The 13,882-nt window shown below is 51.3% G+C and carries 14 protein-coding genes; 4 read left to right on the top strand and 10 right to left on the bottom strand.

Going from position 1 to position 13,882, the window contains the following annotated elements; genetic code table 11:
* Positions 1–22: 22 nt before the first annotated feature.
* The 3 genes from PsAD5_RS17720 to PsAD5_RS17710 all read right to left on the bottom strand — a co-directional run bounded on the left by PsAD5_RS17720 (position 23) and on the right by PsAD5_RS17710 (position 2,197).
* Positions 23–616 carry a TetR/AcrR family transcriptional regulator gene (locus tag PsAD5_RS17720; RefSeq protein WP_063293038.1) on the bottom strand — a complete coding sequence of 198 codons (594 nt, stop codon included), beginning with the start codon at positions 614–616 and terminating at the stop codon, positions 23–25.
* Positions 617–764: 148 nt separating this feature from the next.
* Complete coding sequence (locus tag PsAD5_RS17715; protein ID WP_057462420.1) at positions 765–1,373, bottom strand: TetR/AcrR family transcriptional regulator; 609 nt, start codon at positions 1,371–1,373, stop codon at positions 765–767.
* A gap of 197 nt (positions 1,374–1,570) precedes the next feature.
* The gene (locus PsAD5_RS17710) at positions 1,571–2,197 is read right to left on the bottom strand and encodes a class I SAM-dependent methyltransferase (protein WP_063293037.1); all 627 of its coding nucleotides are present in this window, start codon (positions 2,195–2,197) and stop codon (positions 1,571–1,573) included.
* Positions 2,198–2,466: 269 nt separating this feature from the next.
* Between PsAD5_RS17710 and PsAD5_RS17705 the strand changes: the two genes are divergently transcribed.
* From PsAD5_RS17705 to PsAD5_RS17695, 3 genes are all read left to right on the top strand, one after another.
* Complete coding sequence (locus PsAD5_RS17705; RefSeq protein ID WP_063293036.1) at positions 2,467–3,390, top strand: alpha/beta hydrolase; 924 nt, start codon at positions 2,467–2,469, stop codon at positions 3,388–3,390.
* A gap of 12 nt (positions 3,391–3,402) precedes the next feature.
* Positions 3,403–4,332 (top strand): nuclear transport factor 2 family protein, encoded by a 930-nt coding sequence (locus tag PsAD5_RS17700; protein ID WP_063293035.1) that lies wholly within the window; start codon positions 3,403–3,405, stop codon positions 4,330–4,332.
* Between the two features lie 69 nt (positions 4,333–4,401).
* Positions 4,402–5,061, top strand: coding sequence for an SDR family NAD(P)-dependent oxidoreductase (locus PsAD5_RS17695; RefSeq protein ID WP_063293034.1), 660 nt, complete (start codon positions 4,402–4,404; stop codon positions 5,059–5,061).
* 26 nt (positions 5,062–5,087) lie between these two features.
* On the opposite strand, the gene PsAD5_RS17690 is transcribed toward PsAD5_RS17695, so the two are convergent.
* Positions 5,088–6,083 carry a UDP-glucuronic acid decarboxylase family protein gene (locus PsAD5_RS17690; protein ID WP_063293033.1) on the bottom strand — a complete coding sequence of 332 codons (996 nt, stop codon included), beginning with the start codon at positions 6,081–6,083 and terminating at the stop codon, positions 5,088–5,090.
* A 290-nt stretch (positions 6,084–6,373) separates the two neighbouring features.
* Here PsAD5_RS17690 and PsAD5_RS17685 point away from each other — a divergent pair, with 290 nt between their 5' ends.
* Positions 6,374–7,570, top strand: a complete 1,197-nt coding sequence (locus tag PsAD5_RS17685; RefSeq protein WP_063293032.1) for a benzoate/H(+) symporter BenE family transporter — start codon at positions 6,374–6,376, stop codon at positions 7,568–7,570.
* A gap of 2 nt (positions 7,571–7,572) precedes the next feature.
* Here PsAD5_RS17685 and PsAD5_RS17680 read toward each other — a convergent pair whose 3' ends face one another.
* The 6 genes from PsAD5_RS17680 to PsAD5_RS17655 form a co-directional block, all read right to left on the bottom strand.
* The gene (locus tag PsAD5_RS17680; RefSeq protein WP_057463857.1) at positions 7,573–7,980 is read right to left on the bottom strand and encodes a GFA family protein; all 408 of its coding nucleotides are present in this window, start codon (positions 7,978–7,980) and stop codon (positions 7,573–7,575) included.
* Positions 7,981–8,111: 131 nt separating this feature from the next.
* Positions 8,112–8,972, bottom strand: coding sequence for an ATP-binding cassette domain-containing protein (locus PsAD5_RS17675; protein ID WP_057463858.1), 861 nt, complete (start codon positions 8,970–8,972; stop codon positions 8,112–8,114).
* Between the two features lie 2 nt (positions 8,973–8,974).
* Positions 8,975–9,829, bottom strand: coding sequence for an ATP-binding cassette domain-containing protein (locus tag PsAD5_RS17670; RefSeq protein WP_063293031.1), 855 nt, complete (start codon positions 9,827–9,829; stop codon positions 8,975–8,977).
* A gap of 11 nt (positions 9,830–9,840) precedes the next feature.
* The gene (locus tag PsAD5_RS17665) at positions 9,841–10,770 is read right to left on the bottom strand and encodes an ABC transporter permease subunit (protein WP_193757828.1); all 930 of its coding nucleotides are present in this window, start codon (positions 10,768–10,770) and stop codon (positions 9,841–9,843) included.
* 11 nt (positions 10,771–10,781) lie between these two features.
* Positions 10,782–11,705, bottom strand: a complete 924-nt coding sequence (gene oppB / locus PsAD5_RS17660) for an oligopeptide ABC transporter permease OppB (RefSeq protein ID WP_057463860.1) — start codon at positions 11,703–11,705, stop codon at positions 10,782–10,784.
* 94 nt (positions 11,706–11,799) lie between these two features.
* On the bottom strand, positions 11,800–13,428 hold the full coding sequence (locus tag PsAD5_RS17655) for a peptide ABC transporter substrate-binding protein (protein ID WP_063287808.1): 1,629 nt from the start codon (positions 13,426–13,428) through the stop codon (positions 11,800–11,802).
* Positions 13,429–13,882 lie beyond the last annotated feature (454 nt).

Raw genomic sequence — 13,882 nt, 5'->3', positions numbered from 1 at the left:
GGGTTCATACGGGTTGATGGCGTTATGCAGCAGGCAGCATTATTTCTGTGACCTCCAGTGCTTTCTGGAGTGGTTTCTTATCTCGTGTAACTTTTCCGATGAGGCTGGCGCCGAGCCACATCTGGTAGAGCACCTGAGCGGCCATTCTGGCTTCTAACTTGGGTGCTATAGAACCGTCTTTGATGCCGGCTTCTATGATGTCGCCTAAACGTTTCTCTACTCTGGTGGTCATCTGGGCCAACAGCTCTCTCATATCTTCAGAAATGTCTGCTATTTCCGCGCTTAGCTTTACGATCAGACAGTGCTTCGATGCATCCTCGGAGTGTTGATAGTTCTCCCAAAGGTGCCAGTACTGGAACAGCTTTTCACGCATGCTCAGAGCCTCTGTCGCAAGCAGGGCATCCAAGCTTCTCATATATTCATCTAGGTATTGTTGGACGAGTACGCAACCAAAGTGCTCTTTGGACTCGAAGTAATGATAGAATGAGCCTTTCGGAACGCCGGCGGTTTTTAACAGTACGCTCAGGCCCATGCTGGAAAAACCCTGCTCTGCTATCAACTTACGTCCGGTTTCCAAGATGTGTAGTCTTGTGGCTTCGCTTTTCTTCATCTTCATATGGTGTGTTTTAATTAAAAATAGACCGGTCGTCTAGCCCACTTCGGAATATCCCTTATGACGTCTATTCACAAGGACTTCAATGCGGGTAATTCCCTGAGTGGACCAGCGGGGATTGTTGATGATTGGGGTGAAGGCCGGGGCTGAGTTATGCCCGCAGCCCCTCTTCCATGATCGACCATGAATTGTCGAAGCGCTGTTCGAAGTCTGTCGACTCTTCAAGACGGGAAATGATCAAAGTCCCTTCGACGAGAGCGATTATAGCTTCCACCACGTCGTGCTCGTCTTTCTCTTTGATATTACCCTGCTCTATGCCTTCCTTGACCAGATCGGAAAGCCGGGCTTTGATCTGCCCGAAGAAGCGGCGCAGAACCACCTTGGCCACGTTGTGGCGATAGAACTCAAACCAGATGGCGGTGATCACCCTGTGGGTGCGCAGGAAAATCAGCGCTGTTTTGCAGATGAAGTAAATCTGTTGCAGCTGCGTTTCCTCGTCCTTGTCATGGTCATCCAGCTGAATGCGCAGGGCATCTTCATAGGTGGTGATGTATTCGGCAAGTACCTGATCTTTCGTAGGAAAGACCTGCGTTACATCCTTCACCTTCAGGCCAGCGTTTGCGGCGATATCAGCGTAAGTGGTCTCAAAGTAACCGAACTTCTCAAAGCAGGTTATAGCGGCTTCGAGAATGGAAGATTTGGAAGCAGGTACAAGGAAGTCCTCTGAATACTCGGAGTGGGACCTGTTCGTATCACTCATAATTCGCCTCTTTCCCAAATCGTCGCCTGCTACATACTCAACTCTGCAAGCAGTCTGATTAGAAACACATGATGGGACAACATTTTGCCAAGATGATGGTAAATCGCCATCTATGATTTCTGATAAATATAGATCGCTTGCTGAATTCCGCCGTTCTAATAGGGGCTTACAGGGTTCTCAAGTCGGTCTTTTACATATTACGCAACGCGCTCGAACACACTTGTCTGGAAATTCTGCTGGTTTTTCTTTGGCGTAATGTGAGTATGTGTTTGTGCGTCTGTCAGCGCAAAGACACCCGGCGCAAGCGCCTGGAGTTTCGCGGCAAGTGTGCGCGAAGTGTACCGCTGCACAGGAAGACCGGAACATTTCTCAGGACCATCCTCAGCAAAGCTGGAGATGATTGCAGTGCCACCAACGGGAACAGCCTTAACCAGCGCGTTTATATAGGCTTTCTGGTCTTCAATCTCCGTGAGGAAATGGAAGACAGCCCGGTCATGCCAGACCTGATAGGTCTTCTCTGGTGTCCAGGTGGTAATGTCCGCGTTGATCCACTCTACATCATCCGCAACGCCGCCAAGACGCTCTTTGCCAGCTTCCAGCACGACAGATGAGATATCGAGAACGGCAAGCGGTCCATAACCTGCAGCGTGCAGTATGCTTATCAGTTTAGAGGCGCCACCACCCACATCAATGAAGGTTTCGCCAAGTTTGAGATGCTGGGTGACGAGCTGATAAGACAGTGTTGGCTGGGTCTCATACCAGGTCAGATACTCTTCTTCGCGAGCATCATAAACCGCATTCCAGTGCGCGACTTTCTCGTTCATCTCAGGCCTCGTTTCTGCAACACGGCTTATATGGGAGTAGCCGGCTAAGAAAGCAATATATAATTTAGCTAATTCTAAACTACATTCAATGGATTGTGCGAATGACCCAGCGTCCGGTTCTGGTCTGCTAGGAGTTTAAGCGATTTTGCAGTGTTCGTGCAGTTACGTTTTTACGATGCGGACAAGCCCATGTTGCCTGTTAAAGGCCTGTTCTGGTCTTTGGTTGATCCTAGTCTTTAACAATTGCGCAAAGAACCAAGGATCAGCCAATGCCTGAGAGGAAGAAGCTCGGTAATAATCTGGACAAGGTTGAAGTACGGCCCGTGGAGTTTGAGTGTCACGGTGAAGTCTTGCACGGAGATCTCTACCTCCCGAAAAAAAGACCGCCCAATGGCAAGCTTCCCGGGGTTGTGGTCACCGGAGCCTGGACTTCAGTGAAAGAGCAGATGGCAGGTCTTTACGCCTCTGAGCTTGCCATGCGTGGCTTTGTAGCGCTGGCATTCGATTTTCGTGGCTGGGGTCTTTCTGCGCATGATGGCAAAACCAAGTATCTGGAAGACCCTGTCCGCAAGACGGATGATATTCGCGCGGCTATTGATTTTATGGGACGATGCCTGGATGTGAATCCGGACAGGATCTGCGGATTGGGGATTTGTGCTTCAGCAGGGTACATGAGCGCTGCAACAGGTGGAAACCGGCACGTCCACTCACTGGCACTTGTCGCTCCCTGGCTTCATAATTCGGAAATTATCTCAGAGGTTTACGGCGGTGTGGAAGGCGTCAGCAACTTGATGAAGGTGGGCCGCGATGCGCTGACCCATGAAGAGCCGCGCTACATTGTAGCCGCGAGTAAAGTTGATGACACCGCACTGATGTTTGACGTGGAGTATTACACCGAGGAAGACCGTGGCCTGATCCCGGAGTTTGACAACAAGTTCAATCTGGCTTCGTGGGAAGCGTGGCTAACGTTTGATGGTGTGCACACGGCGGACAAGCAAAATCAACCAACCCTGATTGTACACAGTGAGGCTGCCGCGATCCCCAAAGGCGCAAAGGAGTTTGCGCGACGTATGGGTGACCGGGCGACAACGTTGTGGTTTGAGGATGTCCGCCAGTTTGACTTTTATGACAAGACCCAACCCATTGACCGGGCTTTGGAAGCTGTCGCTGAACACTTCCTTTCCACGCTTTGAGCAGGATCTTCGATGAGCGACCCGTCCGACCTTGAAACAGCAAAAGACACCGCCGCCATAACCACGGTGCTGGAAGGCGTTGTGAACTGTTTTGATCGGGGGGATTATGAGAGCCTTGGCCTGCTTTATAGCGACCACGTGGAGATGGACTACAGCTCGCTGCTTGGTGGCACAGCGCATAAGAAGACGCGGGAACAACAGTTGATGGACTGGGCAGAGCTGCTGCCGGGGTTCGACCTGATGCGCCATTCTCTCAATGATTTCAATATCCGCATCGAGGAAGGCATCGCCAACGCCTCGTGCTCGGTTGCGGGGCAGCTGTATGTCGGTGACAAGGTTTGGGAGGTCGAGGGCCTCTATCAGTTCCGCCTGCATAAGCGCAGCAATCACTGGCGTATCTTCAAGCATAGTTTTGTGCTGAAGAGTGAGAATGGCAATGGTGATATATTGGAGACAGCCAAGAACAGAGCCAAAGCCCATCCACCTGCTTTCCTGAAACGACGCAAGGCGCAAGCTGCTGTCGTTAAGTTCCTCAAAGCTTTGGAAAATAAGGATATGGAGGCTCTTGCCGATGTCTGGTCTGAAAGGGCAGTGCAAGATATGCCCTACTCGCCTGATGGCTTTCCAGATGTGGTGGAAGGCAAGGCCAACCTGATCAAGCACTACAGCGCGTGGCCGGAAAATGCTGGAGAAGCGGATTTCACCTCCAACCTGAAATTCTACCCAATGATGTCGCCTGAATGGCTCTTTGCGGAGTTTACGGGTGAGGTCGAGATTCTGACCACAGGACGGGAATACAACCAGATTTATGGCGGCTTGTTCCACGTGCCTCATGGTAAAATTCAGTATTATCGCGAGTACTTTAACCCAGAACCCTTCCGCTTTGCCTACGACTTGGATGAGGGAAGAGACCCGGATCACTTTCTCATTGGCGAGCCTTGATGATAATATGAAAATGAATTACTTATTTAATTGCAGTGAATGTTGGTGTGAACTGATCAGAGGTGCCAGATGGCCAGACGTGCGTTGATTACCGGTGGTAACAGGGGCATTGGGTATGCCATCGCAAAAGGACTGAAAAAAGAAGGCCTTGACGTCATTATAGGCTCGCGCAATGCGGAAGCAGGCGCGGAAGCTGCCAAGCAGCTTGACTGCGGGCATGTGCATCTGGATGTTGCGGACTTGCGCTCCATCGAACAGGCCTTTGATGATATTGGGACTATTGATGTTTTGGTGAACAACGCAGGTGTTCTCTATGAAGAGCCGATGCTGGAAAACCCTGCACAGTTTGAACAAAGCATGCAAGTGATGGTGCATGGTCCGTATCACCTGATCCGACGTGCGGCTCCAGCTATGATCGACAGGCAATACGGGCGCATTGTGAACATGAGCTCCAACTGGGGGTCTTTCACTGAAGGGCTGGCTGGCCCCGGCGCTTATGGCGTGGCGAAAGCAGCGCTCAATGCCCTAACCCTTGCGCTTTCACGCGAACTGCCGTCTTGCGTGAAGATCAACTCCATGTGCCCAGGATGGGTCGCAACCCGAATGGGCGGTGAAACTGCGCCACGGACACCAGAGCAAGGTGCCGAAACCGGAATATGGCTCGCCACACTGCCAGAAGCCGGACCAAATGGCGGATTCTTCAGCGACCATCACCCGATGGGGTGGTAGAAAACTGCATTTGCGAAAGAGCTACCCTACTCCGCAGGCATAAGCTTCTTTGCCTCTGTCTCTCCTTGTTTGGACATAAGCTGTTCAAAGTATTGGATAGTTTTGGCCAAACCCTCGCGCAGCTCTGTGGTTGGGCACCAGCCCAGATAATCCCGGGCGCGGGTGATGTCAGGTTTGCGCTGGAGCGGATCATCCTGAGGTAGAGGCTCCCTGATGATCCGGGACTTGGACCCGGTTAGCTCCAGCACAAGCTCTGCAAGTTGCTTGATGGTGAATTCCTTGGGGTTGCCGATGTTGACCGGCATGGAAATGTGATCCGGTGCATTCATCAGTTTGATCATCCCGTCCACCAGATCATCCCGGTAACAGAAAGACCGCGTTTGCATGCCATCGCCATACAGAGTGATCGGCTTGTTTGTCAGCGCTTGCATGATGAAGTTGGAAACCACACGCCCGTCATTGGGGTGCATACGCGGGCCATAGGTGTTGAAAATCCGCATGACCCTGATGTTGATGTTGTTCTGGCGGTAGTAGTCGTAAAACAGCGTCTCTGCGCAGCGTTTTCCCTCATCATAACAAGAGCGTACGCCAATGGGGTTGACGTTGCCCCAATACTCTTCCGGCTGCGGGTGGACCTGCGGATCACCGTAGATCTCAGAGGTGGAGGCCTGCAGGATCTTGGCTTTAACCCGCTTTGCCAGCCCCAGCATGTTGATGGCACCAAGCACGCTGGTCTTGGTGGTCTGCACAGGGTCAAACTGATAGTGAACGGGAGAAGCCGGACAGGCGAGATTGTAGATTTCATCCACCTCAACAAACAGCGGCTGGCACACATCGTGTCGTAACAGCTCAAACCGTTTGTGATCCAGCAAATGTTCCACATTCATGCGGGTGCCGGTGAAGAAGTTATCGAGGCACAGCACTTCATGCCCTGCCTCCAAAAGGGTCTCACTGAGATAGGAGCCCAGAAAGCCTGAACCTCCTGTCACAAGAATTCTGCGCCGATCATCAAGTGAGAACATGAGGCCAATCCGCAATACCGCCAAAGATTGGAAAAGCCTATCAGGCTGCCTTCGGACGTAAATATTGAAAAACCTCTCCCGATAATTGGGTCCTGATAAATTATAGTATTTTCAATGGGATGATGCCCTACACGTGTTTGTTGAGCAAAATTCAAATAAATGTGCTGGTTGAAGGCTTGCTCACAGCACCATGGCTGTTAGCATTACCAGTAGATCTCCTCACGCCTCGCGCGGCTTCTCTGTTCCCCAAATTTGAGAGGTTCACGCCAACAGCTTGTTGCAGGGCCCTAATGTCTTCCTCCCTTTCAGCTAGTGCGACCAGCGCTGGTATTCTTTCTGCTTTTGTTGGGTTCGCCAGTTCATTTGCCATTGTGTTGCATGGATTGAGCGGGGTTGGCGCAAGTGCAGAACAAGCAACCTCTGGCCTTATGGCACTTGCCATCGCCATGGGGATTTGCGGTATCGGCTTCAGCTTGTGGAAGCGTGTGCCCATTTCCGTCGCCTGGTCCACACCCAGTGCCGCGTTGTTGGCGACCTCCGGTCTTCCAGAGGGCGGATTTGCAGCCGCTGTCGGTGCCTTTGTGTTTGCTGGGTTGCTTGTGGTCATAACTGGGCTTTGGAAGCCTCTGGGCCGCATTGTTGGCCTGATCCCGGTTACTCTGGCCCAAGCCATGCTGGCAGGCGTCATCCTGCCACTGTGTCTTGTACCCTTTGAAGCGGTGGCCGAGATCCCTGCCCTCGCTTTGCCTGTTGTGCTGGCATGGTTTGTTGCGGGGCAGATTAACAAGTTACTGGCCGTTCCAGCTGCTTTGTTGGCCTTCCTTGTTGTGCTTTATTTCCATGCAGATACCTCAAGCCTTACCTCGCTGAAGCTGGTGCAAGCTCCCGTGTTTGTCATACCGGAGTTCTCACTCTCTGCTTTGATTGGGATTGGCATACCGATCTATATCGTCACAATGGCGTCCCAGAATATTCCGGGTGTCTCGATCCTTCGTTCCTTTGGGTATCAGCCCGTTCCCGGGCCGCTTTTCAGCTGGACAGGTGTTGGTTCCGTCCTCAGTGCACCATTTGGCGGGCACGGGATCAGCCTTGCTGCCATCACTGCTGCCATATGTGCCAATGAGGATGCTCACAAAGACCCTGCAAAGCGGTATTGGGCCGCAGTGATTGCGGGAGTTGTCTATATCATCTTCGGCATCTTCTCTGCCGGGTTTGTCGGTGTGGTTGAACTGGCACCGCGCATTTTGATTGGCGGTGTTGCCGGACTGGCGTTGATTGGAACACTCACCGTCTCGGTTCAGAGCATGCTGAAAGACGCGCCAAGTCGTGAGCCTGCCATTCTGACCTTCCTGATCACTGCGTCCGGTCTGTCCTTCTTTGGCATTGGGGCAGCATTCTGGGGGCTTCTGGTCGGTATGGGGCTTAAGTTCTGGATGGACTGGAAGCAGAAGGGCTCGCCGAGTGAACAGGTTACAGACAAAGCCTAGGACTACTCAGGGAACTTATCAAACTTCGTGACGTCTTCCAGATGATCATCCCAATTTGCCTTGCTGGCCATGAAGATGTGCGCGGTCGGCTGGGTATCGACAGGTGTATCCAGTGACCCGGCAGGCACAACGAGGAAGTTGTTTTCGCGATCATGTGTGGGCACTGGAGAGCCGCATTCTTCGCAAAAGCTTCTGCGGTGCTGGGTGGACGGCACATTGTAGGACTTTATGGAATCCTCTCCACTGGTACAGGCGAAATCTGCATCAAAGGAAAAGAGATTGGAGCCGTGAACGGAGCCGGTTCCTTTGCGGCAATAGCTGCAGTGGCAGAAATAGAACTTCTTAAAGGTGGCCTGAATCTGAAATTGAACGGTCCCGCACAGGCAGGAGCCTTTATGAGTTTCGCGCATAATGATGGCCTTGAAGGGCAGATATAACTGGTTGGAGCGGCAATGTGGCAGCGTCGGTCTTCAAATGCAAAACATAAAAAAACGGCGGAGCATTTGCCCCGCCGTCTGTTGTATCCAGGATACAAATTCTTTTAGGCTTTTGCCTCCAACGCACGCCGTTCCGCGATGCGCTTGCGTTCCGCAATAGGATCAGGGATCGGCACCGCATTGATCAGCTCTTTGGTGTAAGGGCTCTGCGGATTGTGGATCACGTCATGTGCTTCGCCGATCTCAGCGATGTCACCAAACTCAAGAACCATAATGCGGTTACTGATGTGCTTCACCACACTCAGATCGTGTGCAATGAACAGCAGAGACAGGCCGAGCTCTTTCTGCAGGTCCATCAGCAAGTTCACCACCTGTGCCTGAACAGATACGTCAAGCGCGGAAACAGGCTCGTCGCAGATGATCAGCTTAGGATTGGTGATCAGCGCACGCGCGATTCCGATACGCTGACACTGCCCGCCAGAGAACTCGTGCGGATAGCGGTTGATCATCCGTGCGGACAGACCAACTTTCTCCATGAGCTCACGCACTTGCTTCTTCACTTCATCCTTGGATGTGTTCGGATAGTGCGTTTTCAGCGGTTCCGCGATGATCTGGCCAGCAGTCAGACGTGGGTTAAGTGATGCGAGAGGATCCTGAAAGATCATCTGGATTTCCTTGCGGGTCGCCAGAAGGTCTTTCTCGTTCATCTTCATCAGGTCGCGGCCTTGCCAGAACACTTCGCCGCCCTGAGATGGGATCATACGAATGATCGCACGGGCAAGAGTGGACTTCCCACAGCCGGATTCACCAACGATGCCGAGGGTTTCCCCTTCTGCCAGATCAAAGGAAACACCTTTAACCGCACGCAGAATGTCTGGCTGATGCCAAGGCAAAGCATTTTGCTTTTTGATTTTGAATTCCACCCGCATGTCGCGAACGGATAAGATTGGCTCTTTCGTGCTCAAAATCAGCCCTCCGCCATTTGGGTTTCAAAGCTGCGATCCAGCGTAACCAGACGTTCTTCGTCCTGGTCCAGACGTGGAACAGCGCTCAGCAGACCTTGCGTGTATGGATGACTTGGCTTGCCGAAGATATCTACGGTAGAGCCCTGCTCCATCACCTCACCCTTGTACATCACCATGGTGCGCTCACAGGAGCCTGCCACTATGCCGAGGTTATGGGTGATGAGAACAATCGCCATGTGGAACTCTTCCTGAAGTTCCACCAGCAGATCCATGATGCGTGCCTGAACGGTCACATCCAGTGCGGTTGTCGGCTCATCTGCGATCAGCAGTTTTGGACGACACAGCAAAGACATTGCAATCATCACACGCTGACGCATGCCGCCGGAGAACTCATGCGGGTAAAGATGAATGCGGTTTTTTGCATTCGGGATCTTCACTGCTTCGAGCATCCGCACACATTCAGCAATCGCATCTTTCTTCTTCATGCGCTTGCCGTCTGGCGAGTTGTAAATGAGCGTCTCAGCCATTTGGTCCGAGATGCGCAAATACGGGTTTAGGGAGGTCATTGGGTCCTGAAAGATCATTGCGATCTCATTGGAGCGAAGCTTGTTCATTCCCTCATGAGAAAGCCCGATGATCTCCTGACCCTGATACTTAATCGATCCGGAAACCTGCGCATTATGAGGCAGAAGCCCCATGGTCGCGAAGGCCGTCTGGCTTTTACCAGAGCCGGATTCACCCACGATCGCGAGGGTCTCGCCCTTGTCGATTTGCAGGTTTACGTTTCTTACGGCTTCTACCACTCCGTCCGGAGTGTTGTAGGTGATCCGTAGATTTTGGATATCCAAGAGTGCCACGATTTCACCTCCTACCGGTCTTTAGGGTCAAGCGCATCGCGCAGACCGTCGCCGATAAAGAAAAAGCTGAACAGAGTGATGATGAAGAAGAACATTGGGAATGCCAGCTGCCACAACGTGCCATACTGCATTGTTCCAGCGCCTTCAGCAATCAACGCACCCCAGCTGGTGTTAGGCTCCTGAACACCCAGACCAAGGAACGAAATAAAGCTCTCGGTCAGGATCATCTGTGGGACCAGAAGGGTTGAGTACACGACCACAACGCCCAGCAGGTTCGGCACGATGTGACGAAGGATGATCGTAATCGGCTTTACGCCAGTCGCGATTGCAGCTTCAACAAACTCTTTGTTCTTCAGCGTCAGCGTTTGTCCCCGTGCAATACGAGACATATCAAGCCAGGAGATCAAACCGATACCCACGAAGAGCATGAAGATTGAACGCCCGAACACCACCAGCAGCAGGATCAGAACAAACATGTAAGGAATGGACTGCAGAATATCGACGATACGCATCATCACGTTGTCGACTTTGCCGCCAGAGTAACCAGCGATCGCGCCGTACAATGTGCCAACGATAACAGCGATCAAGGCGCCGACGATGCCGACCATTAGCGAGATCTGAGTTCCCTGAATGACACGAGCGAACAGATCCCGACCAAGTTCATCGGCCCCAAAATAGTGACCGTTCTCGAGGTTTGGTGCACCGAGCTCTGCGATCTGACCCAGAATACCCCAATCGATCTCTTCGTTGGACCAAACTGCGATCATGTGACCGAGGGTTGAGAACAGGAATACACCGCACAAAAGGATCAGGCTGACCACTGCAGCCTTGTTTTTGAAAAAGCGGCGACGGGCATCAGCGAACAGAGAACGCCCTACGACTTCTTCTTGAGCAGCCAGATTGTCTGCCAACTGCTCCATTTTTTGAACATCTACCATCATGTGCTCAGCCCTCAGTATCTAATCTTCGGGTCGACCCATGCGTACAGGATGTCGACAATGAGATTGAAGAGAATGGTGAGACCACCGATGAGGATCGTGATGCCCATCATCACAGCGTAATCTCGGTTGAGTGCTGAGTTCACATAGAACTGGCCGATACCACCGGTTGAGAAGTACATGTCAATGATAACGGAACCTGTGATCATGGAGACGAACGCAGGGCCGAGATAAGACATGACTGGCAGCAAAGCAGGCTTAAGCGCGTGCTTGAAGATGATAACTCTATACGGCAGGCCTTTAGCCATGGCTGTGCGGATAAAGTTGGTATGCAACACTTCCAGCATGGAGGACCGCGTCAAACGCGCAACGGATGCCATGTAGCTGGTAGAAAGTGCGATCACCGGCAAGATCAGGTGGTTCCACTGTCCGTCGTTCCAGCCGCCACCAGGCAACCAGCCCAGCCACAACGTGAACACCAGAACAAGGATTGGTGCCATAACAAAGTTAGGCAGCACTTGTGCACCGATAGAAACACCAACGGCAAAGTAATCAAGCCAGCTGTTCTGTTTGAGCGCTGCTGCGATACCTAGCGCGCCTCCAACAATGACTGCGACTGCAAACGACAGGAAGCCGTAGGTCAGTGTGACTGGAAAACCATGTGCGATGATGTCATTTACGCTTCGGTCCTTGTACTTAAAGGATGGGCCGAAGTCGAATTCTGTAATGATTCCACCAATATAGTTGACGATTTGAACATATATTGGATTATTCAGGCCATACTTGGCCTCAATGTTGGCAAGAACCGCAGGAGGGAGCGGACGCTCGGATGTGAATGGGCCACCGGGTGCCGCATGCATGAGCAAGAATGAGATTATTATGAGCAGCAGCAATGTAGGAATTGCGATAGCCACTCTTCGTAGGATGTAGCTGAGCATTGTTATTAGTGTCTCGTATGAAGAACGGGTGATTCAGCAACAAAAAGATGCAAAAACACCGGCGTCTGGGACACCGGTGCTCTTGATTGCTGGATTACTTCGCAACCTTGTAGAGGTTTTTAGCGTACCAGTTCTGCTCAGCGTTTTTGATCGGCCAGTTTTTCAACTGTGCGTTCATCATGTAAACGTTGGTGTAGTGGTAGATCGGAATGACTGGCATTTCTGCAGACATGATCTCTTCAATACGAGTGTAGTTTGGCTGTGGGTTTGCAGTTGATTTTGCGCCTGACAGCAGCTCATCAACTTCAGCGTTCACAAACTTACCGTCATTGTAACCGGATTCTGAATCCATCAGATCAAGGAAGGTAGATGCTTCGTTGTAATCGCCACACCATGCACCACGAGCAAGCTCAAAGTTCTGGTTGCCACGCTCGTTCAGGAATGTCTTCCATTCCATGTTGTTCATGTTGACTTTAACGCCAAGCTTCTGCTTCCACATCTGGGTCATCGCAATAGCGATTTTCTTGTGGCCTTCAGAAGTGTTGTAAACGAGGTCAAACTCAAGCGGGTTGTCTTTGGTGAAGCCAGCAGCTTCAAGCAGTTCTTTCGCTTTTGCATCACGCTCTTGCTGGGACCAACCAGCGAAGTCCACTTTTGGAACTTCAAAGCCAGCTGTTACAGCAGGAGTGAAGGTGTAAGCTGGGAACTGGCCGCCCTGAAGAACTGCGTCGGTGATGACGCGGCGGTCAAGAGCGTATGCCAGTGCCTTGCGAACACGAACATCTTTAAACTCTTCCGGACCGGAATCAGACAGGTTGAAGGTGTAGTAGTAAGAGCAGAGACGTGGGAAAACCACAGCCTGATCTGGATACTCTTTCTTCAAACGTGGGAACTGACCTGCAGGAACTTCGGTGCGGTCGGTTTCGCCAGCAAGGTAACGGGTTAGAGCGATGTTTTCATCGTTGATTACAAGGGTTTCAACCTTGTCGATGATTGTGCTCTCGTTGTCCCAGTAGTTGGTGTTACGCTCCATAATAGCAGTTTCCTGCGGAACGTGCTTTACCAGCTTATAAGCGCCGTTAGAAACGATATTTTCCGGCTTAGTCCAGGCAGCGCCATGTGCTTCAATCGCCCATTTAGGAGATGGGAAAGTACTGGAGTGTGTGGTCATTGCAGTGAAGTAAGGCAGTGGTTTTGTCAGCTTTACTTCAAGAGTGTGATCGTCGATAGCTTTGATGCCGAGTTCTTCTGGCTTCATATCGCCTTTAACGATCGCGTCTGCATTCTCAACGGACATCAGCTCAGCATACCACTGGTATGGAGATGCGAGTTCCGGGCTCGCCAAACGGCGCCATGCATATACGAAATCACCTGCAGTTACAGGCTTGCCATCGGACCACTTAGCATTGTCGCGAAGCTTGAACGTGTAAGTCAGGTTGTCGTCAGAAACAGTGTGGCTCAGAGCAACACCTGGTACCAGGTTGCCAAGGTTGTCCTGGCTGTAAAGACCTTCAAACAAGTTACGTGAGATCTCGGAGCCAGATACGTCTTCGTTGACCTGTGGGTCAAATGAAGAGTGCTCGTCGAGAATACGGTATGTGAAAGTCTGGTCGTCAGCGAGTTTCTCGCCTGTTTCTGGATGAACACCGGCAGCAAATGCAGAGGTAGATAGCAATGCGGTGCCGACTACGCTCGCCAAAAGAGAGCTTTTGCTGAATTTCATCTAGGAATCTCCTCACTACATCGGTCGCCTGTTCCCCAACAGCGCCGACTTGGATACATTTCTCAATAGGATCTAGAGTTCACCTCAATTGAAGGGCAAACTCAAAAAATTGCATATTTTCCTGAGAGCAACGCAAAATAGAAATTATTTCGCCTGTTAGCAGCTCCCCACGAGTGGCTTTATGCTCAGTTCCCCTCGCTGCTGGCAGATACGCATATCCCGGTACGCACTCTAACGTAGTTTTTCTCTTATTCAATTGTATTCTTCGCAAGAAATGCCCGCTGCATCATATCCTGGGGGAAATGTAGCTAGATCGTTTGGCTATGAACCTTGCACAATCCTAGGCTTTGTAAGCTTTTTAAGTAGTTTTGCGTCCAATAAAATTTCCAAGAAAAAACATCTGAATCATTCGCAGACACTATTAACCAAAATTGAGAGTAATTAGTTAGGTATT

The organism is Pseudovibrio sp. Ad5 (assembly GCF_001623095.1).
Taxonomy (GTDB): Bacteria; Pseudomonadota; Alphaproteobacteria; order Rhizobiales; family Stappiaceae; genus Pseudovibrio.
The sequence above is the reverse complement of the archived record's forward strand: the minus strand, read 5'-3'. Positions and strand labels throughout refer to the sequence as shown.

Excerpts from the sequence above, each read along its gene's own strand:
- PsAD5_RS17720 (WP_063293038.1), bottom strand. The coding sequence starts at position 616 with ATGAAGATGAAGAAAAGCGAAGCCACAAGACTACACATCTTGGAAACC.
- PsAD5_RS17715 (WP_057462420.1), bottom strand. The coding sequence starts at position 1,373 with ATGAGTGATACGAACAGGTCCCACTCCGAGTATTCAGAGGACTTCCTT.
- PsAD5_RS17710 (WP_063293037.1), bottom strand. The coding sequence starts at position 2,197 with ATGAACGAGAAAGTCGCGCACTGGAATGCGGTTTATGATGCTCGCGAA.
- PsAD5_RS17705 (WP_063293036.1), top strand. The coding sequence starts at position 2,467 with ATGCCTGAGAGGAAGAAGCTCGGTAATAATCTGGACAAGGTTGAAGTA.
- PsAD5_RS17700 (WP_063293035.1), top strand. The coding sequence starts at position 3,403 with ATGAGCGACCCGTCCGACCTTGAAACAGCAAAAGACACCGCCGCCATA.
- PsAD5_RS17695 (WP_063293034.1), top strand. The coding sequence starts at position 4,402 with ATGGCCAGACGTGCGTTGATTACCGGTGGTAACAGGGGCATTGGGTAT.
- PsAD5_RS17690 (WP_063293033.1), bottom strand. The coding sequence starts at position 6,083 with ATGTTCTCACTTGATGATCGGCGCAGAATTCTTGTGACAGGAGGTTCA.
- PsAD5_RS17685 (WP_063293032.1), top strand. The coding sequence starts at position 6,374 with ATGTCTTCCTCCCTTTCAGCTAGTGCGACCAGCGCTGGTATTCTTTCT.
- PsAD5_RS17680 (WP_057463857.1), bottom strand. The coding sequence starts at position 7,980 with ATGCGCGAAACTCATAAAGGCTCCTGCCTGTGCGGGACCGTTCAATTT.
- PsAD5_RS17665 (WP_193757828.1), bottom strand. The coding sequence starts at position 10,770 with ATGATGGTAGATGTTCAAAAAATGGAGCAGTTGGCAGACAATCTGGCT.
- oppB (WP_057463860.1), bottom strand. The coding sequence starts at position 11,705 with ATGCTCAGCTACATCCTACGAAGAGTGGCTATCGCAATTCCTACATTG.
- PsAD5_RS17655 (WP_063287808.1), bottom strand. The coding sequence starts at position 13,428 with ATGAAATTCAGCAAAAGCTCTCTTTTGGCGAGCGTAGTCGGCACCGCA.